Origin of the sequence: Henriciella litoralis (genome assembly GCF_002088935.1) — a bacterium.
Taxonomy (GTDB): domain Bacteria; phylum Pseudomonadota; class Alphaproteobacteria; order Caulobacterales; family Hyphomonadaceae; genus Henriciella; species Henriciella litoralis.
The window spans coordinates 216683-241212 of sequence record NZ_NCSS01000004.1; the positions used below are offsets into that span (position 1 = coordinate 216683).

24 protein-coding genes and 1 riboswitch are annotated in these 24530 nt (G+C 59.9%); of the genes, 13 read left to right on the forward strand and 11 right to left on the reverse strand.

Annotation, left to right across the window (positions count from 1 at the left end):
* Positions 1 to 89 precede the first annotated feature (89 nt).
* The 5 genes from B8783_RS01045 to B8783_RS01065 all read left to right on the forward strand — a co-directional run bounded on the left by B8783_RS01045 (position 90) and on the right by B8783_RS01065 (position 2817).
* Entirely contained in the window at positions 90 to 449 is a 360-nt protein-coding gene (locus B8783_RS01045) for an AtpZ/AtpI family protein (protein WP_084417924.1), read from the forward strand.
* Entirely contained in the window at positions 449 to 1228 is a 780-nt protein-coding gene (locus B8783_RS01050) for a F0F1 ATP synthase subunit A (RefSeq protein WP_233355631.1), read from the forward strand. The genes B8783_RS01045 and B8783_RS01050 overlap by 1 nt, the downstream gene beginning before the upstream one ends.
* 108 nt (positions 1229 to 1336) lie before the next feature.
* On the forward strand, positions 1337 to 1573 hold the full coding sequence (locus B8783_RS01055) for a F0F1 ATP synthase subunit C (protein WP_084417925.1): 237 nt from the start codon (positions 1337 to 1339) through the stop codon (positions 1571 to 1573).
* Between the two features lie 82 nt (positions 1574 to 1655).
* On the forward strand, positions 1656 to 2204 hold the full coding sequence (locus tag B8783_RS01060; RefSeq protein ID WP_084417926.1) for a F0F1 ATP synthase subunit B family protein: 549 nt from the start codon (positions 1656 to 1658) through the stop codon (positions 2202 to 2204).
* 4 nt (positions 2205 to 2208) lie between these two features.
* The gene (locus B8783_RS01065) at positions 2209 to 2817 is read left to right on the forward strand and encodes a F0F1 ATP synthase subunit B family protein (protein WP_084417927.1); all 609 of its coding nucleotides are present in this window, start codon (positions 2209 to 2211) and stop codon (positions 2815 to 2817) included.
* Between the two features lie 97 nt (positions 2818 to 2914).
* Here the strand turns inward: B8783_RS01065 and B8783_RS01070 are convergent, their stop codons facing one another.
* Positions 2915 to 3262: a hypothetical protein gene (locus tag B8783_RS01070; RefSeq protein ID WP_084417928.1), complete on the reverse strand. Its 348-nt coding sequence runs from the start codon at positions 3260 to 3262 to the stop codon at positions 2915 to 2917.
* Positions 3263 to 3481: 219 nt separating this feature from the next.
* On the opposite strand from B8783_RS01070, the gene B8783_RS01075 reads away from it, so the two are divergent.
* Positions 3482 to 4678, forward strand: coding sequence for an acyltransferase family protein (locus B8783_RS01075; protein WP_169711670.1), 1197 nt, complete (start codon positions 3482 to 3484; stop codon positions 4676 to 4678).
* A gap of 90 nt (positions 4679 to 4768) precedes the next feature.
* The gene (locus B8783_RS01080) at positions 4769 to 5911 is read left to right on the forward strand and encodes an acyltransferase family protein (protein WP_084417930.1); all 1143 of its coding nucleotides are present in this window, start codon (positions 4769 to 4771) and stop codon (positions 5909 to 5911) included.
* 7 nt (positions 5912 to 5918) lie between these two features.
* Here B8783_RS01080 and gcvPB read toward each other — a convergent pair whose 3' ends face one another.
* The 7 genes from gcvPB to B8783_RS01115 all read right to left on the reverse strand — a co-directional run bounded on the left by gcvPB (position 5919) and on the right by B8783_RS01115 (position 14308).
* Entirely contained in the window at positions 5919 to 7481 is a 1563-nt protein-coding gene (gene gcvPB / locus B8783_RS01085; protein WP_084417931.1) for an aminomethyl-transferring glycine dehydrogenase subunit GcvPB, read from the reverse strand.
* Entirely contained in the window at positions 7478 to 8329 is an 852-nt protein-coding gene (locus B8783_RS01090) for an alpha/beta hydrolase (protein ID WP_233355633.1), read from the reverse strand. The genes gcvPB and B8783_RS01090 overlap by 4 nt, the downstream gene beginning before the upstream one ends.
* Positions 8330 to 8419: 90 nt before the next feature.
* Complete coding sequence (gcvPA, locus tag B8783_RS01095; RefSeq protein WP_084417933.1) at positions 8420 to 9763, reverse strand: aminomethyl-transferring glycine dehydrogenase subunit GcvPA; 1344 nt, start codon at positions 9761 to 9763, stop codon at positions 8420 to 8422.
* Positions 9764 to 9765: 2 nt separating this feature from the next.
* A complete protein-coding gene (gcvH, locus tag B8783_RS01100) occupies positions 9766 to 10158 on the reverse strand; it encodes a glycine cleavage system protein GcvH (protein ID WP_084417934.1) in 393 nt (130 codons plus the stop codon).
* A 12-nt stretch (positions 10159 to 10170) separates the two neighbouring features.
* Positions 10171 to 11325, reverse strand: coding sequence for a glycine cleavage system aminomethyltransferase GcvT (gcvT, locus tag B8783_RS01105; protein WP_084417935.1), 1155 nt, complete (start codon positions 11323 to 11325; stop codon positions 10171 to 10173).
* Positions 11326 to 11497: 172 nt separating this feature from the next.
* Positions 11498 to 11589, reverse strand: a riboswitch (glycine riboswitch).
* Between the two features lie 88 nt (positions 11590 to 11677).
* Complete coding sequence (locus tag B8783_RS01110) at positions 11678 to 12877, reverse strand: TadE/TadG family type IV pilus assembly protein (protein WP_084417936.1); 1200 nt, start codon at positions 12875 to 12877, stop codon at positions 11678 to 11680.
* Positions 12878 to 12997: 120 nt separating this feature from the next.
* Positions 12998 to 14308, reverse strand: a complete 1311-nt coding sequence (locus B8783_RS01115; protein WP_084417937.1) for an acyl-CoA dehydrogenase family protein — start codon at positions 14306 to 14308, stop codon at positions 12998 to 13000.
* A gap of 233 nt (positions 14309 to 14541) precedes the next feature.
* On the opposite strand from B8783_RS01115, the gene B8783_RS01120 reads away from it, so the two are divergent.
* Together B8783_RS01120 and B8783_RS01125 are read left to right on the forward strand one after the other, a co-directional pair.
* Positions 14542 to 14844 carry a CC_3452 family protein gene (locus B8783_RS01120; RefSeq protein ID WP_084417938.1) on the forward strand — a complete coding sequence of 101 codons (303 nt, stop codon included), beginning with the start codon at positions 14542 to 14544 and terminating at the stop codon, positions 14842 to 14844.
* Positions 14845 to 15042: 198 nt separating this feature from the next.
* A complete protein-coding gene (locus tag B8783_RS01125; RefSeq protein ID WP_139792189.1) occupies positions 15043 to 16488 on the forward strand; it encodes a carboxylesterase/lipase family protein in 1446 nt (481 codons plus the stop codon).
* A 166-nt stretch (positions 16489 to 16654) separates the two neighbouring features.
* On the opposite strand, the gene B8783_RS01130 is transcribed toward B8783_RS01125, so the two are convergent.
* Together B8783_RS01130 and B8783_RS01135 are read right to left on the reverse strand one after the other, a co-directional pair.
* A complete protein-coding gene (locus B8783_RS01130) occupies positions 16655 to 17047 on the reverse strand; it encodes a VOC family protein (protein WP_084418323.1) in 393 nt (130 codons plus the stop codon).
* A 93-nt stretch (positions 17048 to 17140) separates the two neighbouring features.
* Positions 17141 to 17509 carry a DUF4112 domain-containing protein gene (locus B8783_RS01135; protein WP_084417939.1) on the reverse strand — a complete coding sequence of 123 codons (369 nt, stop codon included), beginning with the start codon at positions 17507 to 17509 and terminating at the stop codon, positions 17141 to 17143.
* Positions 17510 to 17667: 158 nt separating this feature from the next.
* Here B8783_RS01135 and B8783_RS01140 point away from each other — a divergent pair, with 158 nt between their 5' ends.
* Both B8783_RS01140 and B8783_RS01145 read left to right on the forward strand, forming a co-directional pair.
* Positions 17668 to 18876 (forward strand): acetyl-CoA C-acyltransferase, encoded by a 1209-nt coding sequence (locus tag B8783_RS01140; RefSeq protein WP_084418324.1) that lies wholly within the window; start codon positions 17668 to 17670, stop codon positions 18874 to 18876.
* 120 nt (positions 18877 to 18996) lie between these two features.
* Positions 18997 to 19650 (forward strand): TlpA family protein disulfide reductase, encoded by a 654-nt coding sequence (locus B8783_RS01145; RefSeq protein WP_084417940.1) that lies wholly within the window; start codon positions 18997 to 18999, stop codon positions 19648 to 19650.
* On the opposite strand, the gene B8783_RS01150 is transcribed toward B8783_RS01145, so the two are convergent.
* Positions 19647 to 20438: a sterol desaturase family protein gene (locus B8783_RS01150; protein ID WP_084417941.1), complete on the reverse strand. Its 792-nt coding sequence runs from the start codon at positions 20436 to 20438 to the stop codon at positions 19647 to 19649. The two genes, B8783_RS01145 and B8783_RS01150, sit on opposite strands and share 4 nt — an antisense overlap.
* 183 nt (positions 20439 to 20621) lie before the next feature.
* Between B8783_RS01150 and B8783_RS01155 the strand changes: the two genes are divergently transcribed.
* Positions 20622 to 22118 carry a hypothetical protein gene (locus tag B8783_RS01155; RefSeq protein ID WP_084417942.1) on the forward strand — a complete coding sequence of 499 codons (1497 nt, stop codon included), beginning with the start codon at positions 20622 to 20624 and terminating at the stop codon, positions 22116 to 22118.
* A gap of 173 nt (positions 22119 to 22291) precedes the next feature.
* A complete protein-coding gene (locus tag B8783_RS01160; RefSeq protein WP_084417943.1) occupies positions 22292 to 24526 on the forward strand; it encodes a TonB-dependent receptor in 2235 nt (744 codons plus the stop codon).
* Positions 24527 to 24530: the final 4 nt, after the last annotated feature.

Below are 24530 nucleotides of genomic sequence, written 5' to 3' on the forward strand. Positions count from 1 at the left end.
CTTGCCATGCCCCCTCCAATAGTTTCCGGCCAAATCGACAGGGAGTCCCCTCCCATCGTCATCTAAGCAAAGCGACCTTCAGGCGTACCATGTCAGGCCAGGACCAGAATGATCTGAGTGACCGGATCGCAAAGGCCCAGGCCAAGCGCGCCGAGAAGGAGGCCAAACAGGCCGCCCGCGAAGCAAAGACTGACGGCTCTGTCTCGGCAGGTGCGCAAGCGCTTCGCTATGGGGCGGAATTTGGCGCTTCGGTGTTTGTCGGGATCATGTTCGGTCTTCTGATCGATCATTTTTTCGGAACGAAGCCGTGGGGATTGCTTGTCATGATGGGATTCGGCCTTGCGGCTGGCATCCTCAATGTTATACGCGCCTATCGCCAGATGACGGCGAGCATACAGTTACAGGGAACGGACCAGTCTGATGGTCCGGAAAACGGGAACCAGGGCTGATGAACCTATCCTTCCACCAGATGGCCGACCCAATGCACCAATTCCAGGTGCAGAAGCTTTTCGATTTCTCGATTGCGGGTATCGATCTGTCTTTCACCAATGCATCATTCTACATGCTGCTTGGCGTTGCGCTGATCATTATCTTCTTCGGCATGGCCGCAACGAACGGCAAACTGGTGCCAACGCGCGCCCAGTCGATCGCTGAGATCGGTTACGGCTTTGTTGCCGACATGGTGCGCGGCGCCGCCGGTGAGGAAGGCCTGAAATTCTTCCCCTTCGTCTTCACCCTCTTCTTCTTTGTGTTCTTCGCGAACATGATCGGCATGGTCCCCTATGCCTTCACCACGACCAGCCACTTGATCGTCACCGCAGCGCTGTCGCTGCTCGTGATAAGCATCGTGATTGTCTATGGTTTCTACAAGAACGGCTTCAAATTCCTGAAACTGTTCGCGCCAGCCGGTGCGCCATGGCCGATCTACATTTTGCTCGTTCCAATTGAGATCATCTCTTTCTTCGCACGTCCGGTTACGCTTGCGCTGCGTCTGTTTGCCAACATGCTGGCCGGACACATCATGCTGAAGCTATTTGCTGGTTTTGCCGTTCAGCTTTTCGCTGCCGCCTTTGCTGGTGCTGTCGCGCTCAGTGTTGTTGGCGCGCTGGCTTTCACCATGGGTGTTGCGCTCAACGCTCTTGAGCTTCTCGTCGCTGGTCTGCAGGCTTATGTCTTCGCAATTCTGACCTGCGTTTACCTCAATGACGCACTTCACCCTGCTCACTAGTTCGCCGGTGCGGCCTTAAAGCCGTACCACAACCCTTGACGCGCCCGCTCGAACAGGCTTCACGGGCACCAGAGCTAATCTACTGTCTTTCCCAAAGGAGATCTTGAAATGGAAGGCGATATCACCCTCGGCCTCAAATATGTAGGCGCTGGCCTCGCAACCCTCGGCATGATCGGTGCTGCTATCGGTGTGGGTAACATCTTCGGATCGTTCCTCGACGCTGCCATGCGCAACCCATCGGCCGCACCACAGCAAACCGGTAACCTCTTCATCGGTATGGCCCTTTCGGAAGCCCTCGGCATCCTGGCCTTCCTGGTGTCGATCCTGATCCTGTTCGTCGTTTAAGCGAACACACCCGAATATGGCTGGCCCTCAACAATGACGGGCCAGCCGATTTTCCTCGACTCCGAGTTATCAAGGTCACGTCATGACATTCCTGTCACTTGCTGCTGAAGCCGCGACTGAAGCCCCCGGAAGTGCGGCGTTCCCGCCATTCGATCCGTGGCATTTCCCATCACAGCTTTTCTGGCTGGTGATCCTTTTCGGCGGTCTCTATCTCGCGCTCTCCCGCTTCATCCTGCCAAAGCTTGGCGGCGTGATCGAGAAACGCGAAGACACCGTTGCCGACGCTCTTGATGAGGCTGCACGTCTCGACGAGGAAGCCAAGGAAGCCAAGCGCCAGCAAGAGCTCATGCTCGCTGAATCCCGCGCCAAGGCCCGCGAAACATCCGACAAGGCTCGCGCCAAGGTCGATGCAGAGATCGCTGCCGAATCGCAGAAGGCCGATGCAGAGCTCGCTGAGCGTCTGACGGAAGCTGAATCCCGTATTCAACAGGTTCGCGAAAAGGCCCTGTCGAATGTCGAATCAATTGCGACAAGCACCACGCAGGCCATGCTGTCCCGTATTGGCGTCACCGTCAGCGAAGCCGAGGCGAAAGCTGCCGTGGCCCGCAACACCGTCGCTCAGGAGGGCTAGTCCCATGATGAACCGTCTGTTCTGTCTTGCTTCGGCCTCCCTGCTGGCTTCGCCCGTTGCGCTGGCGGCGACTGAAGAAGCCGGGCATGGGGCCGGTCATGAGGCCACGACAGGTTTTCATAACCTGATCGCGCCCTTCACGGACCCGACCACGCATGTTGCTTTCCTGGCCTTCGTCGTCTTCCTGGCGATCGCTGGCTTCATGGGTGCCTTCAAGACCATTGGCACCATGCTCGACAACCGGTCGGCCGAAATCCAGAAGCAGCTCGACGAATCCCGCGCCCTGCGTGAGGAAGCCGCTGCCATGCTGGCTGACGCTGAACGCAAGCAGAAAGAAGCCGACGCAGCCGCTGACGCCATGATCAAGCAGGCCAAGGCCGATGCGAAGATGATGGTTGAGCAGGCCCGCAAGGATCTTGCTGAGAAAGTTGCCCGCCGCGAAGCCCAGGCTGAATCCCGGATCGCCCGCGCCGAAGCTGATGCGACCGAAGATGTCCGCCGCGCCGCTGCCGATGCTGCGACACGCGCCTCCAAGGACATTCTTGCCTCTTCGCCAAAGCGCGGTGACCTGTTCACCGAAGCGCTCGGCGAAATCGAGAAAGCCCTCAACTAGGCGCTCATCGCCCCCTTCAATTCAAAAAGCCCCGCTATCGGCGTCGATGGCGGGGCTTTTTCTTTGCTCTTCTCGTAGGCCTTATTGCCTGTACGTTTTAGCCGGCGCGTTTCTCTCTCCCGAATACCGCGCGCATCAGCCAGTTCGGCGCAAATCTTTCGACACGCGGATGCCGGTCGAGCACCCCCTCCATCCAGCGCCTGCCCCAGAGTGAATTGCGCCCCAGCAGCACGACGCCAAAGATCGCAATCGGCAGGCCAATCGGAAGGATCGGCGTCAAGAATGCGATCGGAATGGCGATGGCGATCAGGAACAGCCCCAGCAGCGCCAGAAACTGCCTCAGGACTGTTTGCACACTGGTTCGCACCGAGAGCTTCGAAGTCTCCTCCGAATAAGTCTCCGCGTCCGCATTTTCAGGCTGTGTATCAGGCCGGATGTCAGGCATTCAGTAAAGCTGTCGTCATTGAGTTCAGATTGCCTAGATCAGAAAGAGAATACAACGAAAACGCCGCAACTGGCCTCAATGTTGCAGCCTTTTCATGTTACACGGCGATTGCTATGCCGCACACATAATGTCGATCATCAGGGATCGCAATTCAACGAATTACAGTGTTTTAGCTCTCCCCTGAAAATTTGTCGGGCATGCAATGAGAGGCCCCCACCTTTGAAGCTTGATTCCATCCAATCCCTGCGGGCTGCAGCCGCCATGCTCGTCGTGGTCTACCACACGCGCTCGCTGGAGATTCGCACAATTGCCGAGAATGGCTTTCAGGAGAATCCGCTGGCCGGTCTCATCGTTCAGAACGGCTTTGCCGGTGTCGACCTGTTCTTTGTGATCTCCGGCTTCATCATGGTCTATGTGACGGGCAAGGTGCTGCCGCGGCCGATGACCTCGCTGGCCTTTCTGTTTGCGCGGGCCGCAAGGATCTACCCGCTCTGGTGGCTTTTCGCGGCTTTGATGATGGCCTATTTCTTCTTCACGCTTGGAACGCCCTGGGACGCCGGCGTGAAACGGTCCCTCGATGGCACCAGTTTCGTGGCTGACAATCCCTGGCTGCACATCGTGCTATCGCTTGGTCTCCTGCCGCAACCAGCCTGGCCAGTCTTTGGCCTGGGCTGGACGCTGGTCCACGAGATGCATTTCTACCTGGTCTTCGCGCTGATCATCCTTCTGCCACGCCGCTTCCTGCCCTGGGTACTTCTCCTTTGGGCCGCGCTCGTGATCGCTGGCGCGCTTGCGGGGCTGACCGGCCCCTATCCAACTGACTACCTATCGCTCGCCGTTCACCCGCTGTCTCTCGAGTTCATCGGAGGGTGCCTCGCAGGCCTTCTGGTAATGAGTGGCCGGCGCTTCCATCCGCCGCTCATGGTTCTGCTCAGCGCCTGTGCGCTTGTCGGCGCCCTCATCGCCCAGGGCCAGGAAACGCCCTTCACGCTGGAGTGGGGACGCGTCTTCTGGTTCGGCCTGCCCAGCATCGCCCTCGTCTATGCCCTTGCTTCCCTCGAGGCGAATGGCGGCATAGAAATGCCCCGCTGGCTCGTCACGCTCGGCGACTGGTCCTTCGCCCTCTATCTCAGCCACCTCTTCGTGCTGAGCGGCGTACGGCGCCTCTTCCCAGTGATCGGACAGCGGCTCGACGGCACGCCCTATGCGGACTGGTTCATCCTCGGCTCGCCCGGTCTCGTGGATAACATCCTTTACAATGTCACATGCGTCAGCCTCAGCCTTCTTTTTGCGGCGCTGGTCTTCTACCTGTTCGAGCGACCCGTCATCGGCCTGTCGAGCCGCGCCCGGCGCGCCCTCTTCAAGGATACCAATGCGCAGCTGAAGCCGGCGCCGATCAAGCCCGCCATCTGGTAGCGCCGCGCGATGCAGGCGATGTCTATAATTTAGCTTGCCTACTCCCCCACCGGGCGCAAAAATGCGAGTTGGACTTGGGGGATCCTGAAAATGAAAATTGCGGAACTGCAGGCGCTGCGCGCGCTCGCCTCCTATCTCGTCCTGTTCCATCATATTCGGGGGACGGAAGTGGCGCATGGGCTGCTCGACGGAACGCCGGTCAGGCCAGCAATGCAGATCTTCTATAGCGGCTATGCCGGGGTCGACCTGTTCTTCGCCATTTCAGGCTTCGTGATGGTCTATGTGACCTACAAGCTTCCGTCCGGTCCCGGCCAGACCCTGCAATTCTGGCTGGCGCGGATCTTCCGCATCTACCCCGTATGGTGGTTCTATTGCGCCCTGTTCAGCATCCTCTGCCTGATCATCGCCGGCACCCTCTGGCACCCGAGCGCCTTCGATCCCGCGGAGACAAATGGCTGGATCTTCCTCATCAAGTCGTGGTTCCTCATTCCCCAGCCCGACCTGCCGCACATCAATGTCGGCTGGACGCTGATCCACGAAGTCCATTTCTACATCGTCTTCGGCTTTCTCCTTCTTCTGCCGAAGCGGGCGCTTCTCTTGGCGCTGCTAGGCTGGAGCGCGCTGATTGTAGGCGTGCATCTTGTCCTTCCGAAGCTTGGGTCTGTCTCAAGCCTCCTCGCCATTGCCTTCAGCCCGTTCAGCCTCGAATTCATTGCCGGAGCAATCGCAGGATGGCTTTTCGTGACCGGGCGGCGCCATTTTCATCTCCCCATCCTCCTGATAGGCGCCGCCAGTTTCGCCGCAGCGCTTTTCCTGCTCGAAAAGGCGCCCGCCCCCTGGCAGCGGGTGGAGATCTTCGCCCTGCCCTCAGCCGCCCTCGTCTACGGGGCCAGCGGGGTCCGCATGCCTGTCGGGCGGCTTCGCTCGGTTCTGTCCCGTCTCGGCGACTGGTCCTTCTCGCTTTATCTCTGCCATCCGCTCGTCATGATCTGCCTTGGCGCGATCTTCACGAATGCAGCGAAGCTGGCGCCATCGCTCGGCCTGCCGTCCAGCCTGTTCGTCATCTGCGGCAATGGTCTCTTCGTGCTGGCCGCGGTCATCGCCTCAACCATCGTTGCGGCTCTCAGCTATCATTTCTACGAGCGCAAAACGCTGGATTACCTGAACCGACGGTTCAGGCATCGCCAGACAAACCGCTCAAAGGCGGCACTCCTGGAAGAGGTCGGGCCCTAGGCTGGGGCTATTCTGCGGCCACGGCGAGCTTATCCCAGCGCAGCACCGGCTTGCGTGCAGCCTGCGTCTCATCAAGCCGGCGCATTGGCGCAAGATATGGCGCGCCCTTGAGGCTCATATCGCCAGCCTTGGCCTTCTCCGCAATCGACAGCATCGCATCGCAGAAGCGGTCGAGCTCAGCCTTGCTTTCGGTCTCTGTCGGCTCGATCAGCATCGCGCCATGCACCACCAGCGGGAAGTACATCGTCATCGGGTGATAGCCCTCGTCGATCATCGCCTTGGCGATATCCAGCGTATCGATCCCATCAGCCGCGAACGCGTCAGAGAACAGCGCCTCGTGCATGCAATAGCCGTCAAAGGCCGGTGACATTACGGTCTTCAGACGGGCCTGAATATAATTGGCGTTCAGCACCGCATCTTCAGCCGCCTGCTTCAGGCCATCGGCGCCGTGGCTCAGCATATAAGTCAGCGCGCGCACGAACATGCCCATCTGGCCATGGAAGGCGCAGAGGCGGCCAAACGCATCCTCACCCTTGCCGTCGACTTCCTCGACGAGGCGGAAGCCATCATCATCCTTCACCACGAAGGGCACAGGCGCATAATCAGCCAGCGCTTCTGACAGGACAGTCGGGCCAGAGCCCGGGCCGCCGCCGCCATGCGGGGTGGAGAAGGTTTTGTGCAGATTGATGTGCATCGCATCGACGCCCAGATCGCCTGGGCGCACGCGCCCGACGATGGCGTTGAAGTTTGCCCCATCGCAATAGAAATAGCCGCCCGCCGCGTGGATCAGCTCAGCAATCTCGCGAATATCCGTCTCAAAGAGACCGCACGTGTTTGGATTGGTCAGCATGATCCCGGCAATGTCCGAGCTGTCTTCCAGCTTGGCGCGCAGATCATCCATATCGACCCGGCCGCGCGCATCCGCCTTGATCTCATCCACGACAAAGCCGCACTGCACCGCCGTCGCCGGGTTGGTGCCATGCGCAGAGGCTGGCACCAGCACGCGCTTGCGCGTTTCGATCTCGCCGCGCGCCATCAGCGCCCCGCGGATCGCCATCATACCGCAGAACTCGCCATGCGCACCGGCCTTCGGGCTCATCGCGACGGCAGGCATATTGGTCAGCGTCTTCAGCCAGGTCGCGAGCTGATCGATCAGCTCCAGCGCGCCCTGCACGGTCGCCTGTGGCTGCAGCGGGTGCACATCGGCAAAGCCCGGCATCCGGGCCGTTTTCTCATTGAGGCGCGGATTGTGCTTCATCGTACAGCTGCCAAGCGGGAACAGGCCAAGGTCGATGGCGTAGTTCTGCTGGCTGAGGCGCACATAATGGCGCATCGCTTCAGGCTCAGAGAGCCCCGGAAGATCCGTCGGCCGCTTGCGCGTGACGCCGCCAAGCCGGGAGGCGGTGCCTTTTGGGTCTGGCAGATCAACACCGGTGCGGCCAGCATCGCCTGTCTCGAAGATCAGGTCCTCGCGCTGGCGCAGGCCCCTTGAGCCGGAAACGGTGGAAATATCAGTCATCGGCGCCGCCTCTGAAGGGGTTGTCGGACGGCCTTGGGAATTCATGGTCATAGCTGGGTCACCTCTTCGGAAACGGTGAAAGGACAATCGGGATAAAGGGGTTTGAGAAACGGCCACGCGGCATCTGCATACAGGCCATCTCGAACAAGTGTGTTGTGGTCGGAACCATCGAAAACGATGCGCTTCACGGGCGCCTTGGCAAGCGTCGCCAGGTCTTCAGAATGCTTCGCTGGAATGACACTGTCGGCGCTTCCGTGGACGATCAGAAGGGGCGCGTCCACGTCGCCAATATATTGATTTGTCGGATATTTGTGGCGCAACATCAAACCCGTCGGATAAATCGGTAGACGCTCGCGCGCCATTCGCACTGCCGAGAAAAACGGAGCTTCCAGGATCAAGGCGGTGGACGGATTTCTGGATGCAATCAGCGTTGCGGGCGACGAGCCGAGAGAGAAACCGTGAATCACGATCTGGTCTGGCGTCACGCCCATTTCGCGCAACGCGTCATAGGATGCCTGCGCGTCTGCGTAGAGGCCGGCCTCGCTCGGCTTGCCCGTTGATCCGGCATATCCACGCCAGGATACGGCCAGCATCCCGACCCCTGCTTCGTGGATCCTGCCATATTGCCATCCGGCTTTACCAACATGCCCGGCATTGCCGTGAAACATAAGCATTGTGGGGCAACCAAGCTGAGCGGCCATATACCACCCGACAAGCGTTTCGCCGTCAGCTGTTTCGATCTTTATTTCGTTTATCGGCCAGCTTGATTTGACCTCAACACGGTCTGGATCAGCGTAATAGATCGCGCCATCCTGAAAGAGATAAATACCAAGCCCAAACACCAGGTAGGCGCCGATCAATACGGCACCCAACCCGAGGAATGAGCGTCCAATACTCACCTAACTATTCACTTGTCTGGACAATGGCGGCGCTGACCTGCAGGACGCCGAGCACGAGAATGTCCTCGTAAGCTGCGCGGCAATAGCCATCTACAACACCTCCGTCAGCGCTTCTGCAAACGCCGCAATGTCCTCGGGCGTCGTGCACTCGGTGGCTGCGCAGATGATGACATCGTCGAGCTTCTTGTTCGGGAAGAGACGCGAGGCGCGCACGCCCCCAATCACGCCAAGCTCGTCAAGCTGGGCGAGCACGGCTTCGGCATCCATGGGCGTCTTGAACGCGAACTCGTTGAAGAAGCGCGGCGTCAGGATTTCCACGCCCGGCACAGCCTCAAGCGCATCGGCGAGGTCACAGGCCGCTTCATGGTTGAGCTCGGCCAGTTGCGACAGGCCCTTGTCGCCCAGCAGAGTCATGTGCGCGGTAAAGGCCAGCGTACAGAGCCCTGCATTGGTGCAGATGTTCGACGTCGCCTTGTCGCGGCGGATATGCTGCTCGCGTGTCGAGAGCGTCAGCACGAAGCCGCGTTTGCCATCGGCATCGACGGTTTCACCGCAAAGCCGGCCTGGCATCTGCCGGACGAATTTCTGGTTGGTCGCGAAGAGGCCAACATATGGCCCACCAAAGTTCAGCGCATTCCCGATGGACTGACCTTCGCCCACAGCGATATCGGCGCCCATCTCTCCGGGTGGTGCGACCATGCCGAGCGATACCGCTTCGGTGAACACAGACACCAGCAGCGCACCGTCGCTATGGGCCGCCTCTGACACAGGCGTCAAATCCGTGACCGTGCCGAAGACGTTCGGGCTCTGGCCGATGACGCAAGCCGTCTTGTCATCGACCGCATCAGCCAGCGCGAGCTCGCCGTCCACCGCTGGTGGCAGCTGAACGATCTCAATACCTTGGGCTTCACAGACCGTGCGCGTCGCCGCCGCATAATGCGGATGCAGACCGCCCGACAGGATGACTTTCTTGCGGCGGGTCACCCGGCACGCCATCAGCGCAGCTTCGGCGCATCCGGTCGAGCCGTCATACATCGATGCATTGGCGACATCCATTGCGGTCAGCGCGGCCACCTGGCTCTGGAATTCGAACAGGGTCTGCAGTGTCCCTTGCGCGATTTCAGGCTGATACGGCGTATAGGTCGTCAGGAATTCCGAGCGCTGGATGATATGGTCCACCGTAGCCGGCACATGGTGCTTATAGGCGCCGCAGCCGACGAAGAACTTGCCTTCAGAGGCCGTCCGGTTCTTCGCAGACAGCGCCGCCAGATGCCGCTCAACGGCCAGTTCGCCCTGATGATCCGGCAGGCCGTCGACCTTCGCGCCCAGGCGGGCGGCTTCGGGAACATCATGGTAGAAATCATCGACCGAGCTTGCCCCAATGGTCTGGAGCATGGCTTTGCGGTCTTCGGGCGTGAGCGGCAGGTAGCGCATATCTAGTGGCCTTTGCAGAATTCGTAATAAGCGTCCTTGTCCATCAGGCCCTTGGTTTCAGCGCCGTCAGAAAAACGGATGACGCAGAACCAGCCTTCGGTTTCCGGATGCTCGTTCACAGTTTCAGGGGCGTCGCCGAGCTTGCCGTTCGCATCGATAACTTCGCCGCTCATCGGCGCATAAACGTCGGAGGCGGCTTTCACGCTCTCCACGACGGCCATGTCGTCACCCTTTTTGAACACTTTGCCGACTTCCGGCACTTCAACGAAAACGACATCGCCCAGCTGGTCGGCAGCGTAGCGGGTGATCCCGCAAGTCGCGAGATCGCCATGCACCGTCACCCATTCATGGTCTTCGGTGTAGAACGTATTCTGCTGGGTAAATTTCTGGGTCATCTCAACTGGTCCTCAACGTTTGTAATTTGGTTCGACGAATGGAAGGGCGGCGACCTCACCGGCGCGGGCCTTGCCGCGCACCATCAGGTCAATCTTGGTGCCTGGCTCGGTCAGATCGGCGCGAATATAGCCCATCGCGACAGGCCCTTCGACGCTCGGCCCGAAGCCGCCTGATGTCACGACGCCAACTTTAACGCCGTCGACATGTATCTCTGTGCCCTCGCGGGCCGGCGCGCGCTCAAGCGGGCGGATACCAACGCGCTTTTCGGCTGCGCCATTGGTCAGCTGATCGGTAATTTTGGCGGCGCCGGGAAAATCAGCCCGCGCCCGGCGTGACTTCTGGATCACCCATTGCAGGTCGGCCTCGACCAGAGTGCGACTTGGGTCCATATCATGGCCATAGAGGCAAAGCCCGGCTTCCAGACGCAGACTGTCGCGCGCCCCAAGCCCGATCGGCTTGACGCGGTCATCGGCCAGCAGTGCTTTCACGATGCCAAGCCCAGTCTCATTGTTCGGCAGAAGCAGCTCGAACCCGTCCTCGCCGGTATAGCCAGAGCGGGTTACCATGAACCGCTCGCCATCCTTCTGGACGTGCGCACAGCGCATGAATTTAAGCTCACCTGCTTCAGGAAAATGCGGCTCGATCACAGCAGCCGCTTCCGGCCCCTGCAAGGCCACCAATATCCGGTCATCGGCGGTCTGCAGCATGCACTGGTCGCTGAGCTTCTCACGCATCAGTGCCCAGTCTTCGGCCTTCACCGCGCCATTGACGACAATATAGAGCATGCCCTGCAGATCATCGTCAGGCATACGCGTCACGATCAGATCGTCGAGGATACCGCCCTCTTCGTTCAGCAGAACGGTCAAACGGCCCTGCCCCGGCTTCAGTGCAGCAATATCGCTCGGGACAATTTGCTCAAGCAGCGCCGAAATCTTCTCATGCGCGCCCGGCCCTCCAAGGCCTTCCTTCAGGAACAGGAAGCACGGGCCCATATGTGAGACATCGAACAGGCCGGCATGCTGGCGCGTCCACAGATGCTCTGCCATGACGCCCTCAAACTGCACGGGCATTTCATAGCCGGCAAACGGCACGAGTTTGCCGCCATGTTCGACGTGCACATCATAAAGAGGTGTCTTGCGGAGGTTTTCTGAAGCCTGATCAGCCATGGCGCCCTTTACAGTTGAACAGCCACACAGCCCTCGCCCTCCGAGGATGTGGCCGCCCCCGCTGTCTCGGCGCCTGAGAGATTCCGCCTGACGCTCATTGGTATGAGCCGGCTTGCTCCTTCGGCGAGGCCGACAATACGGGCATAGCCGCATTCGCCTCTTTCCAGCGTGTGGTCTCCCCCCGGTCCATTTTGCCTGAGCGTTTCCGGGGCGGTTGCGCCTTCGGCGGCGGGCTTGTGGCCCACTCTCTCCCGGGAAGGAGGTCTACTGCCCCCTACCTATTTCGGATTCCGGATGGCGGCAAGCACAACTCGTCACGTCGATGAGGTTATTCCATCCAGCTGCGCAGGAATTACTCAGTCAGCGCGAGATTTGTCAGCTGGCTCGCAATGGAACGGTAAGCCGATTTCAGTTCGTCACCGTTTTTGGCGTCGAAAAAGCGGCTCTTTTCGCCCGCGCAGTCTTCAAGCACGCGCTTGGCCGAAGAGCGAACGTCGAACGCAATCGCGTAAACAAGGATGCCTTCATCGCGCATCCGGCCGCACAGTTTCTTGGCTTGCTGCTTGCTGTTGCCCTGCCAGCGCTCATACTCGGTGTTGAACTCACCATCGGTCATCAGAATGACGGCCTTTTTCGATTGTGGCTCATCATAGGCCCGCGGTGCAGACGCAGCTGGCCAGATGTCTTTCCAGGCCGGTGAGATGAGATACCACGCCCAGGCCACGCCGATATGTCCGGCAGTGCTACCATTCGCGCGCAACTTGTCGATCTTGCCCTTGAGCACGCTGGCGTTCGAGCTCAGGGGTTCAACCGGTGTCGATGGACACGAGCTGGCGGCACTGCCGATCCATTTGTTGTTGCCGGGCGCGTCGTCTTTCCAGGCGGCGGCCCCTTTGCGCTCGGAGACGCATACGGTCGGGCGCGCCCAGCGAGGGCGGTCCATGACCGCATCCGCATAGCTTCCGGCATTCACAGAGTCTGAATAGGCGTTGAAGCCCACGCGGACACGGTCGCCCGTCCGCTGTGTAATCAGGATATCGATAGCGTCGCTCGCGGCGACTTTCAGGTCTTCGAGCTTTTCGCCCTTCATCGAGCCAGAGACGTCCAGCATCAGCGCGACGTCCAGCTTGGTCATTGCGGCGCGCGCACTCGATTCATTGCTCATTGAAACCTTGTCGACTTTCGTCAGGCTGGCGATTGTGGTCGGCAGGTCGCAATTTGCGTTCACCCGCACCGTGCCATTTGTCCGGTCAATCAGGACCCCCGGCGCGTCGCAATCGAGCGCATCCGGGCCAGCATCTATGTTGGCCGCAAACGCATTCTGGACGGCAAGCTTGATATCGGCATCGGACAGGGAGCTGTCTTCGAGCGACTTGGCCCCAGCCAGCGCAGACGCATCGATCGCAGACTGTAACCGCGCATCGGCGCTGAAGCCGCGCTGCAGATCAATCGCCACCCCCGCAAGCGCCAGAACCGCAACCGCAATAAGCGCGAAGATCATCGCGCTCGCGCCGCGTTCGTCCGCTCCAAATCGTGCAATGCGTGTCCACATACGAAACTGCCTCTCGTCTCGAAACAGGCCGCAAACCGGCCTACTTCGCTAACGAAGTGCAACGCATGTGCCAGTTTCCCTTAACCGGCGAGTAAGCTTTCAGAAAGGCGGGATTAACCTTTAACGCACCGCAAAATCGAACGGCTCATTCCGGTTCTTGCCCTTATTGGGGCCCATGAAGCCGAAGAGGTGGCCGGCGACTTTGCGCATCTGGATCTCTTCGGAGCCTTCCGTAATGCGATAGCGGCGGTGGTGGCGGTAAATGTGCTCAAACGGCTTGTGGCGTGAATAGCCCATGCCGCCATGCACCTGCATCGCCCGGTCGGCCGCATCGCAGCAGAGGCGGTTGGCGTAATAGTTACACATCGACACCTTGTCGGAGAGATAGATCGCGACGTCCGGCTTCGACATCTGGTCCATCTCCCAAGCCGTCTTGAAGATCAGCAGACGTAGCATTTCAGCCTGCGTCGACAGCTCCACCAGCGGGAACTGGATTGCCTGATTGTGCGCGAGCGCCTTGCCGAAGGGGCGGCGCTCATTGGCGTAGTTGATCGCTTCGGTGATGCAGTACATTGCCGCGCCGCAGGAGCTGGCCGCCTGGCGGATACGGTTCTCGTGGACGAAGTGCTGGGCGAGCGCGAGGCCGCCTTCCGGCGGGCCGAACAGCGCGCTTTCTGGCACCCAGACATTATTGATCGTCAGGCGCGGATGGTCCGTGGGCATGTTGAATGTCCACATATATTCTTCGATCGTAATGCCGGGATGATCTGCCGGGACAAGCAGGCAGGAAATGCCTTTCGCGTCGCCATCCTCGCCGGAGGTCCGGCAGAAGCACATCATGTGGCTGGCATGGTGCATGCCGGTGATCCACATCTTCTCGCCATTGATCAGCCAGCCATCCTCGCCATCCTTCTTATGACGGACGGCGCGGGTTTCCATATGCGTCGCGTCCGAGCCGTGATGCGGCTCTGTCAGGCCGAATGTCGCGCGGAACTTCCCGTCGAGGGCGTCCTGGATGAGATGTTTCTGCTCAGGCCGGGCAAAATCCCGCAGCATGAGGATTTGCGGCATGTTGCCAACAATCGAGTGCTCGTTCTGCAGGTCATTGTGAAGGCCGAGACCCTTGCGTGCGAAATGCTCGCGGATGATCGCCATGCCGAGATTGGTGCCGTCCTGACCGCCAAATTCCTTCGGCAGGGCATAGCGAAGATGGCCAGCCTCATCGGCGATCTTTCGCGCTTTGGCCAGCAGCTCTTCCCATTCCTTGCGCGGCAACCCGCCATTGTCGAAATCAGTACGGGCCCACTCACGCCGATGATCAAAGAAGCGGATATTGTCGTCGGCTTCCTCAAGCGGCTTGATCTTCTCCTCGATGAAATGGTCCAGCTCATTGAGGTAGTTGGCGATATCTTCCGGGATATTGAAATCCATGGTCGGGGCTCCCTGATGGTCTTATTTTTATAGTGTTGCCGCAGGATAACCTGCGCATTCGGAACCTCAATCAGCGCCGTCGCGTCAACCGGTCCGCATTCCTTCCCCCTTCCACCCGAAGCGACCAGACGAAAATCTCTTATCGCTGAACGATTGACAAATTATTCAGCCGTCATTAGATAAGAGTTAGATAACAAGAATAGTCCAAACCTCTTGCATAAGGTTCCTCCCACATGATCCGCTCCATACTGATCGCATCGGCGCTCGGCGCCGTTGTTCTTCCTGCTGCCGCCGGCACCAGCTTCACGGCCAAACTGGCCAATTCATTCGACAGCAATGACACGGTTGTTGCCGCCAAGGCCGTCTGGTCATGCGAAGGCGACACCTGCGTCGCAGAACTCAATCGTCGCACGGCCACCGTGCGCACCTGCAAGGACGTCGCCTCGGAAGTTGGCGAACTTGTAGCCTTCGGCACTGAAAAGGACGGCCTCTCCGAAGCCGACCTCGAAAAGTGCAATGAGGCTGCAAAGAAGTAATCAAGCTTCCACCTCACTCTCTGAATATCTGGCCGCCCCACCTGAACAGGGGCGGCCTTTTTTATGCACCACGAAAGATCGCGAACGGCCCTCCGTGTTTCGCGCCAATCGCTATTGACAATAGCACCAGTTGAATGAAGTTTACTCTCATCAAGTTAAGAGCCGCGCCGACAAAGGCCCGGACGGGAGGAAACTGGAATGAAACTGAAACTCATGGTCTCTTGCGCAGCCCTTATGGCCGCCGCCCTTCCCGCCCTCGCGGCGCATCACAATGAGGGCGGCGAGACGCCGTCCGAGCATACGCCTCAGGTCGGCTACACCCCGGATAATCTGATAGATACGGCCGTCGTCGAAACGCCAAACGGCCGCCTTGTCGGCGAAGACCTTGGCGACGTGCATGTCTTCCGCGGCGTGCCCTACGCCAAACCGCCAATGGGCGATCTGCGCTGGAAGCCGCCGCAACCGGTCGATGCCTGGGATGGTGACCGCACCGTGATCGAGTTTGGCCCGCCCTGCATGCAGCCAATGGTGGCAGACCCGAGCGAGCCGAACGGCGGCGGCGTCTCTGGCGTAAAATCCGAGGACTGCCTCTACGCCGAAGTCACCGCGCCGGAAAACGCCGAGAACGCCCCGGTCATGCTCTGGATGCACGGCGGCGCAGGCTTCCTTGGCGCCGGCCATCTCGGCTCCTATGACGGCACGGCGAACGCTAAGAATGGCGTCATCACCGTCTCGATCAATTATCGCCTCGGGCCGATGGGCTATTTCGCGCATCCAGGCCTCACCGCAGAAGGCGGGCCGACCGGCAGCTTTGCCCTGATGGACGCTGTCGGCGCGCTTGAATGGATCAAGGAAAACATCTCCGCTTTTGGCGGCGATCCTGACAATGTCACCATTGCAGGACAGTCTGCTGGCGGCGTCATGGTCATCAACCTTCTCTCGACGCCATCCGCTGAAGGCCTGTTTGACCGCGCCATTATCCAGTCAGGCGCTTTCGTTTCGCCGGGCCGTTCGCTGGAAGATGGCGAAGCCCTCGGCCAGAAAGGCGCGATGACGCTTGGCCTCCCGGCAGATGCCACGGCAGAGCAGCTGCGCAACATCACGGCGCAGACCTTCACCTACAATCCATCGCTGCGCGCAGGCGTCTCCGGCGTGATCGATGGCCAGTTCCAGACGATCTCCGCCAAGGAGGCTTTCGAGGCGGGCAAGGAAATCGACGTGCCCGTCCTCATCGGCTCCAATGCTGGCGAGCGGGGCTTCTCCAGCGCCACCAAAGTCGCAGCGATGACGGGCGATGAGGGCGCCCCGGCCTTCCTCTACAATTTCCAGAAGATGCCCGACTTCCGCAAGGAGAAATGGGTCAACGGCCCAATCCACTCAGCCGAGCTGATGTACACCTTCGACTCGCTTGAAACCTCAAGCTGGGGCGGCGGCCAGACAGATGAAAGCGATGCGGCCTATGCCGATCTCGTAAACTCCTGCTGGACAGCCTTCATGAAAATGGATGTGTCATCGACCTCGATCAGCTGCGCCGATGGCTTTGAATGGCCAGCCTACACTGAAGCCGATCAAGCCGTGGCCGTCTTCGCAGACGAGATCACGGTTGGCGACGCGTCCGAAATTCCGGATGGTCCGTCCAGCTGAGGCACGCGACCCAGCCGACGCAACCGGTAGGCGACGGCCATGATGACGGCACTGGCGAGCAGAAAACCGCCAATCCAGACACGCATGGTCGGCGCCGCCGGGTTTCAGATTCAATCGCTATGAGCAGGGGATATGGCTGCCTGTAGACCGCCGCGCCAATCAGAACCTAGCCTTTCGGCTCAACCGGCTGCCAAAGCTCGATCTTGCGGCCGTCCGGGTCCATCAGCCAGGCGAACTTGCCGTAATCGTGCGACTCGCTCGGCTGCGTCAGCTCCACACCGGCCGACTTGATGCGTTCAAGCATCCCATCAAGATCATCAACCATCAGATTGAACATCATCGATTTTTCGGACGGCTTGAAGTAATCGCTATCGTCCGAAAACGGCGCAAAGATCGTCATGGCGCCTTTAGGGAAGGTCGCGGCGGCTTCGGCTTGCTTGAATGCAAATCCCCCGAAATCCGTAGGCTCAAGCCCCAGCACCTTTTGATACCAGGTCTTGGTTGCTTCTGTATCCTTGCAGAGGAAAAATACCCCTCCAACCCCGATCACCTTTACCATGTCTTGTCCCTCCACGTCTGGCTGAGCGGAGATCATGCGCGATCTTTGCAGGTCAGACCAGCCCATTGCGGGCCATCTGGGGCGCCCTGGCATCTACGCGTCTTGCGCGGCCTTCGCCATTTTCGCCTCATGTTTGTCCAGGTGACGCTGGAGCATCGCGGCATTCTTCCTGTTCGCCTTGAAAGCAAAGTCGAAAATATCGCCAACAAGAGGGATCGCGCCGAGCACCGTATCGACCAACAGGTTCCAGATCATTCGGAAGAGCAGAAAGACCGACGCACCTTCCTGACGCGCGCGATGGACAATCCACAGGCCAAGCCCGCCGGTCACGGCATCGCCGACGCCCGGAACGAGGCCGACGAGAAAATCGAGGCCAAAGCGCATCTTCGTCCCGGGCAGGCGAAACTGCGTGTCCAGCAGCCTGGCCATCCTGTCGATATCATCGCGTTTTCCGGTGGGCATGAAGCGCCTTTCTGTTTTGTAACAAACGGGCGCGTCGGGCCTGCGGTTCCCCCGTGGCCGATCGCCGCTGCAAAGCACAGGTTTTTTACTAGCCTAGTGAGACTCCCCTCGTTAGGTTGCAGCGCAACAAGACAAAGCTCATTCCGGAGGAGAAAAGAATGAAAGAAGCTGTCATCGTATCAACCGCGCGTACAGGCATGGCAAAAGCCGGCCGCGGTACCCTGAACGACACCCATGGTATCACAATGGCCGGCCATGCCATCAAAAGCGCTATCGAACGCGCCGGCATCGACGCCAAAGAGGTTGAGGACGTCTATCTCGGCGCCGCGCAGCCTGAAGGCGCCACCGGCCACAACGTTGCGCGCAACGCCGCGCTCTGGGCCGGCTGCCCATCGACCACGTCGGGCGCCACCATCAACCGCTTCTGCTCGTCAGGCCTTCAGGCCATCGCGAACGCAGCCTGGACGATCAAGAATGAAGGCGCCCCTGTTGCTGTCGGCGGCGGCGTTGAAAGCCTGTCGCTGGTATCCCGCTCGGGCCACATGAACACGTTCCGCTTCACCGAAGAGAAGCTGATGGCCGAATGGCCAGCGATCTGGATGACCATGATCGAGACAGCTGAGATCGTGGCAGACCGCTACAATGTCTCGCGCGAAGCCCAGGACCGCTATTCCGCCGAAAGCCAGAAGCGCACCGCCGCCTTCCAGGAAAAAGGCTACATGGCTGAGGAAATCGTTCCTCTGAAGACCCGCATGAAGCTGTTCAACAAGGAAACCGGCGAAGAAACCTATCAGGACGTTGTCTGCGACCGTGACGAGTGTAACCGTCCGGGCACCACGTTCGAGACCCTTCAGGGCCTCAAGCCGGTCTTCTCCGGCGGCCAGACGATCAAGGAAGGCAAGTACGTCACTGCGGGTAACGCCTCGCAACTGTCCGACGGCGCGGCTGCCGTCGTGCTCATGGAAGCTGGCGAAGCATCCAAGCGCGGCATTGAGCCACTTGGCCGTTTTGCAGGCTTCAACGTTGCCGGTTGTGACCCGGACGAGATGGGCATCGGCCCGGTCTTCGCTGTGCCTCGCCTGCTTGAGCGTCACGGCCTGACCGTTGACGACATCGACCTGTGGGAACTGAACGAAGCGTTCGCATCGCAGTGCCTCTACTCACGTGACCGTCTCGGCATCGATCCTGAGAAGTACAACGTCAATGGCGGCTCGATCTCCATTGGCCACCCATTCGGCATGACCGGCGCACGCTGCACCGGCTCGCTTCTGCTCGAAGGCAAGCGCCGCGGCGCAAAATGGGGCGTTGTCACCATGTGTATCGGTGGCGGCATGGGCGCAGCTGGTCTCTTCGAGATCTACAGCTAGGCTCCGCTTCCAGTACAACTAATCAATCGAGTAAGCCCCGGCGCACCGCGTCGGGGCTTTTTTATTACGGCGACCTGCTTAAGTCTCATACATCGACGTCAGACATCCAAAGGTCCTCCCATGAAGCATACCTTCCTCGCCATTGCCGCTCTTGCCCTTCTCGGCGCCTGCGGCGGCCCGGATACACCGGACGCGACAGGCTTCATCACGCCGGGGGCAGCTGTGCCCGAAGGCGCCTCTCAGGAGGCTGGCGATGTCCCGCGCGACGACTATGGCCGCCCGTTCACTTATGCCTTTCTTGGAAAGCGCCTCCCGGCCTTCTCCGGCACAATGCTCGATGGCAGCGCTTTCTCCACCGCCGACCTTGAAGGCCAGTGGACTGTGATCGACGTCTGGGGCCTCTGGTGCGGAGACTGTGTGGCTGACGCGCCTTATGTTGCCGAATTCGCAACGCAGGCCGCGCAGGATCCGGAATTGGCCTTCCTGTCGATCCACACGCCGCCAAACGCCAAGCGCGTGTCTGAAGCTTTCGGCAAATATGACAGCGCGCAGGACTACTTCAATGAGAAGGGGTATTCCTACCCGACGCTGATGGACACGGACGCCTCGATCCGCGATGCGCTCGAGATCGCCTGGACACCAAGCTATCTGCTCGTGGCACCGGACCTGACCGTGCAGGGCTTTCGCTCTGAGCTATCGGCCGCAGACGGCGATGCGGTCGCTGCCTTCCTCGACGATATCGCCAGGGTCCGCGCCGCCTATAAAGCCAGCTAGTCTGGCTGCTCTAACGGTTGGCGCATCAGGGCGATGAGCGACTGGTCTTCCGGCGCTCGCCATTTCTCCTGACCGATCAGCATGTCCTCATGCCCCGCATCAGGCTGCGCCTTATAGCGCCTGAACAGATGGTCCCAGACCGACAGGCAGAAGCCGAAATTGCGGTTGGATTCTGTGTAGTCGGTCGAGTGATGGACGCGGTGCATATCCGGCGTGACAATCAGAAGCCGTAAGACACGGTCTGCCTTCAGCGGCAGCTTGATATTGGCGTGGTTAAACTGCGCGAACGCATTCAGCGCGACTTCAAACAGGAACGCGGCCCAGGCAGGTATCCCGAAGGCCAGAACGAAGGCCGCCTTCCAGAAGAGAGAGACAAGAATCTCTGCCGGGTGAAACCTCAGCGCCGTTGTCACATCGATATGCGGATCGGCGTGATGGACCCTGTGCATCCGCCACAGGAACGGGACGCGGTGCATCAGAACATGCTGCGCCCACACCGCCAGATCCATCAACAGGAAGGCGGCAACCCCGACCAGCCAGACCGGCAAGTCGACAAGATTGAAGAGGCCAATCCCCTGCCCGTCCGCAAACGTCGCAACACCGGCAAGCCCAATCGGCAAGACCAGCCGGCCAAGCACGGCGCCAATGATAAAAATCGCGGCGGTTCCCGGCCAGCGCTTCTCACGCGGCAACGCCGCTGCCCGCCTTGGCAGCACGAGTTCCAGTAGAACGAGCGTAACAAAAACGCCGGCAAAAACGCCAAGCCGGATGGCGAGCTCACCGTTCATCGCGCCCGCTTTCGAGCATCGATTTTAGGCATGGAATGCAAGGGATGTGTCATTGGTTGACCTGACTGGCAGTGCCTTTGGCGTGCAGCTGTATATTGTGTCGACATGCAGGCTTTTAAGATTACGCCCGCAGTGTTTAAATCAAGCTGAGTGGCTGACCCGCAACCCGGACTGGATACCAAGATGCTTCACGCTTCCACCCAGAAACTGATCGACCGCCTGGCCGAAATGACGGCGCAAGGGAAGATCGACTGGATCGAGAAGGATGGCGCAGATGCCGTCTATGCCACAGAAGGCTATTCCGTCGCCCTGACTGGCGAGCCCCCGCGCATCGTGCTTGCGACCGAAGGCGGCAAGATCCTCGAAGATACTGGCGCAGCTGACCTCAATTCTGCCCCCGCCCCTGAAGGCGGCAGCTATGGCGATATCGTCGCCCGCATGGCCTCAGAGGCCAGCCGGGTCGCCCGTGGCACAGAAACCGCCATCAACGCCTTGCTGGCCGGTCTTGCCGGCGACGCGCCGGATGCCGACGCAGAAGATACCGTCGAGGCCAGCGAAGAAACGCCCGAGGAAGAGACCGAGCCTGAACGGGTCGACGCTGCCGAAGACAATGCTCCAGACGAAGACGCCCCTGCTGACACCGAGCAATTGATAGACGAAAGCGTCCCTGAGACCGCGCTGCTGGACGCAGAGGAAGAAAGTCTCAGCGAAGAGACAGAAGACGAGGAAGACGATCGCGACGCCGATCCCGCGGATGACGACGATTTTGACTTCCACGATGAAGATGATGTCAGCGGCGCCGTGGCGCGCCTGGCAGATCAGGTCAACGCGCCCGCAGAGATTGAGCCCGATGCGCTTCAGGACGCCGCGCCCACGCCTTCTTTCGCGGTCACGCCAGAAGGCGCCCCCCATGAGCAGGACGTCGACGACGGCGATGTCATCGCAGATGCCTCCTCTGGCCCGATCGAAACAGAAATCGAAAGTCCTGAAGACACGGCCATCAAATCTGACCGGCAATACGTCCCCTTTGGCGCAGAAAGCGCGCAGGTCGCTGGCGCGGACGTCTCGGACACTCCTGAGGAAGCCGATCTGGACTCTGAACTCGGCGCCGCCGCCTCAACGATCAAGCTGCCTCAGGAAGACTCCGAAACCCTGTTCGACGAAGACGCTGACGACGAACTTTTCAGCGAAGATGAAACCGAGTGGCAAGTCGCAAACGGCGCGCCGACCTTGGCAGAGGCCACACCGCCCCAGCCCGGCGACCGGCCACTCAGCGCACCGCTCAGCCTGAAAGGGCTTGGCTCTGCGCAATCATCGAACGGCTCAGGCTATCGGTTCGAAACCGATGACGGCTTCTTCGAGGAAGTGATTGTACATCGTTCGGTCGTCATCGATGCCATGGAAGACGACCTTAAAGAGACGCCCGAAGACAATGGCGCGGCGGAAGAAGACACATCCGATTTTTCCATGCCCGAAGTCGCTGACGCCGACGATGAGATCGCCGTATCCCCGGAAGACCTCGATGCCGTGTCGCCGCCGGACAATGTCGAGGCGGCGCCTAAAAGCGAAGCATCAGAGCCTGCCAAATCGTCTGGCGACAAGGCCGCCGATACCGATCCCGACGCAGAATCGCCCGCCTCCAGCCCCCGTCGCAAAACCCGCTTCAATCCCTGGAGTTGACCCTCGGGAAGGCATTTTGTTGCTGCAGCGCAACAGAAGGCATGCATTTCGGGGCTTATCCATCTCCCGTTGCGCTAAAAACTTGAGAGTTCGGCGCCGATACTGATTGAAGATGCAGGTGATGCTTCCCGCATGAGGGGGGAGGCCCTTCCTTACGCCTTGTGAGCTTCCAAATGTCATTCAAAACGCTGCTGACCGGCTCTGCTGCCCTGAGCCTTCTGGCCATTTCATCTCCCGCATTTGCGCAGGAAACCCAGGACACCGAAGCGCGCCTTGCGCCGGTCACTGTGACAGCGCAGCGGGTTGAAGAAGACCTGCAGGATGTGCCGATCTCCATCACCTCGATCTCCGGCGAAAAGCTCGACAATCTGAAAGCTGGCGGCGCGGATGTGCGTTTCCTCTCAGCCCGCGTCCCGAGCGTCATCGCCGAAAGCTCCTTCGGGCGAGCCTTCCCGCGCTTTTACATAAGGGGCATCGGCAATATCGATTTCGATCTCAACGCCTCGCAGCCGGTCTCGATGGTGTATGATGATGTGCCCTATGAGAACCCGATCCTGAAAGGCTTCCCGGTTTTCGACATTGAGGCCATCGAAGTGCTGCGTGGGCCACAAGGCACCCTGTTCGGCCGCAACACGCCCGGCGGCATCATCAAGTTCGACAGCGTAAAGCCCGGCGACGAATTCGACGCCTATATCCGCGCTTCGATCGGCTCACACAATACGCAGGAGATTGAGGGCGCGGTCGGCGGCCGTCTCAATCCTGCCGTCGCCATGCGCGTCTCAGGGCTCTACCAGCACCGCGATGACTTCGTGGACAATGCCTACACAAATCAGAAAGACCAGTATGAAGGCTTCGACGAATATGCCGGCCGCGTCCAGGTCCTGCTGACCCCGTTCGACGACACTTTCTCCGCCCTGCTCAATCTGCACGCGCGCAAGAATGATGGCACCACCCGCCTGTTCCGCGCAAATATCATCACCCAAGGCGAGCGCGGCACCAATAACAGCTACGATTTCGAGACCGTCTACTATGACGGCCAGAACTTCCTCGAGCAGGAAACGGCCGGCGCCACGCTGAAGCTCGAGAAAGCGCTGAGCGACAGCCTCACGCTGACCTATGTCGGCGGCTATGAAACCGCAGAAATCTCATCGCTGGGCGACATTGATGGTGGCTTCGGTGCGGCCTACCTCGGCGCTGGTAATTTCGGCCCCGGCAATATTCCCTTCTCATCGGAAACCGGCGGACGCCTGAATGACCTGACGCAGATCACCCATGAAATCCGTCTTGCCTATGATGGCGGCGGCAAGCTGCGCGCTCAGACCGGGGTCTTCTTCTTCGATGAAGATCTGTCGATCACCTCAGTCAGCTATGACTCGCTGACGCCTGGCAATCCGCTCAACGGTCAGGCCTCCCGCGAAGGCGAGACCGAAAGTGTCGGCATCTTCGCCTCTGTTTCCTACGATGTAACCGACCGGCTGACCCTTTCGGGCGGCGCGCGTTATACCGACGAAGACAAGACCTTCGCCGTTGCCCGCCAGCTCAGCCCGTCAGGCGCTGGCCCGTTCGGTCCGGTCACTGGAGATGTGTCTGACGAACAGGTGAGCTGGGATATCTCAGCCAGCTACGCCGCCACCGAAGACGTCGATGTCTACGCCCGCATCGCGCGTGGGTTTCGCGGGCCCTCCATTCAGGGCCGTCTTGTCTTTGGCAACACCGTCTCGATCGCCGACAGCGAAAGCGTCATCTCCTATGAGACCGGCGTGAAGACGGAGCTCTTGCAAAACCGCCTGCGCGCCAATGCGGGCGTCTATTACTATGAGTTGAAAGATCAGCAGCTCACGGCCGTGGGTGGCCAGACCAATACGGTCGCCCTGTTCAATGCCGACAAGGGCGAAGGCTATGGCTTTGAAGCCGACATTGAGGCCGCCCCGCTTGAGAACCTGCTGCTGACGGCGGGCCTCTCTTACAACCATACCGAAATCAAGGATGCGGGCCTGATGGTCCCGGTCTGCGGTGCGCCATGCACGGTCACCGATCCTCTGGACCCGGTTACAGGCTCTGCCCTTGTGGATGGCAATTCCTTCCCGAACGCGCCGGAATGGATCGCCAATTTCACGGGCCGCTACGCCATCCCGTTCGAGGGCGGTGAACTCTACGCCTACACCGACTGGGCCTATAAGGGAGAGACCAACTTCTTCCTCTACGACTCCATCGAGTTCGGGGAAGACGGTTACTGGACCGGCGGCCTGCGTCTTGGCTGGGCGGGCGAGAATGGCCTCGACCTCTCAGTCTTCGGCCGCAACATCACCGACGAGCAACGCCTTGCAGGCGCCATCGATTTTAACAACCTCGCCGGCTATGTCACAGAGCCGCTGAGCTGGGGTGTTGAAGTCAGATACGATTTCTAGGCCC

Bases quoted from the DNA above. Each gene is read 5' to 3' on its own strand.
- B8783_RS01120 (WP_084417938.1), top strand. From the start codon at position 14,542: ATGATCCGCTCCATACTGATCGCATCGGCGCTCGGCGCCGTTGTTCTT.
- B8783_RS01150 (WP_084417941.1), bottom strand. From the start codon at position 20,438: ATGAACGGTGAGCTCGCCATCCGGCTTGGCGTTTTTGCCGGCGTTTTT.
- gcvPA (WP_084417933.1), bottom strand. From the start codon at position 9,763: ATGCGCTACCTGCCGCTCACGCCCGAAGACCGCAAAGCCATGCTCCAG.
- B8783_RS01080 (WP_084417930.1), top strand. From the start codon at position 4,769: ATGAAAATTGCGGAACTGCAGGCGCTGCGCGCGCTCGCCTCCTATCTC.
- B8783_RS01050 (WP_233355631.1), top strand. From the start codon at position 449: ATGAACCTATCCTTCCACCAGATGGCCGACCCAATGCACCAATTCCAG.
- gcvPB (WP_084417931.1), bottom strand. From the start codon at position 7,481: ATGACCATGAATTCCCAAGGCCGTCCGACAACCCCTTCAGAGGCGGCG.
- B8783_RS01055 (WP_084417925.1), top strand. From the start codon at position 1,337: ATGGAAGGCGATATCACCCTCGGCCTCAAATATGTAGGCGCTGGCCTC.
- B8783_RS01155 (WP_084417942.1), top strand. From the start codon at position 20,622: ATGCTTCACGCTTCCACCCAGAAACTGATCGACCGCCTGGCCGAAATG.
- B8783_RS01125 (WP_139792189.1), top strand. From the start codon at position 15,043: ATGAAACTGAAACTCATGGTCTCTTGCGCAGCCCTTATGGCCGCCGCC.
- B8783_RS01160 (WP_084417943.1), top strand. From the start codon at position 22,292: ATGTCATTCAAAACGCTGCTGACCGGCTCTGCTGCCCTGAGCCTTCTG.
- B8783_RS01070 (WP_084417928.1), bottom strand. From the start codon at position 3,262: ATGCCTGACATCCGGCCTGATACACAGCCTGAAAATGCGGACGCGGAG.
- B8783_RS01110 (WP_084417936.1), bottom strand. From the start codon at position 12,877: ATGTGGACACGCATTGCACGATTTGGAGCGGACGAACGCGGCGCGAGC.
- gcvH (WP_084417934.1), bottom strand. From the start codon at position 10,158: ATGACCCAGAAATTTACCCAGCAGAATACGTTCTACACCGAAGACCAT.
- B8783_RS01115 (WP_084417937.1), bottom strand. From the start codon at position 14,308: ATGGATTTCAATATCCCGGAAGATATCGCCAACTACCTCAATGAGCTG.
- gcvT (WP_084417935.1), bottom strand. From the start codon at position 11,325: ATGGCTGATCAGGCTTCAGAAAACCTCCGCAAGACACCTCTTTATGAT.
- B8783_RS01145 (WP_084417940.1), top strand. From the start codon at position 18,997: ATGAAGCATACCTTCCTCGCCATTGCCGCTCTTGCCCTTCTCGGCGCC.
- B8783_RS01065 (WP_084417927.1), top strand. From the start codon at position 2,209: ATGATGAACCGTCTGTTCTGTCTTGCTTCGGCCTCCCTGCTGGCTTCG.
- B8783_RS01130 (WP_084418323.1), bottom strand. From the start codon at position 17,047: ATGGTAAAGGTGATCGGGGTTGGAGGGGTATTTTTCCTCTGCAAGGAT.
- B8783_RS01140 (WP_084418324.1), top strand. From the start codon at position 17,668: ATGAAAGAAGCTGTCATCGTATCAACCGCGCGTACAGGCATGGCAAAA.
- B8783_RS01045 (WP_084417924.1), top strand. From the start codon at position 90: ATGTCAGGCCAGGACCAGAATGATCTGAGTGACCGGATCGCAAAGGCC.
- B8783_RS01135 (WP_084417939.1), bottom strand. From the start codon at position 17,509: ATGCCCACCGGAAAACGCGATGATATCGACAGGATGGCCAGGCTGCTG.
- B8783_RS01060 (WP_084417926.1), top strand. From the start codon at position 1,656: ATGACATTCCTGTCACTTGCTGCTGAAGCCGCGACTGAAGCCCCCGGA.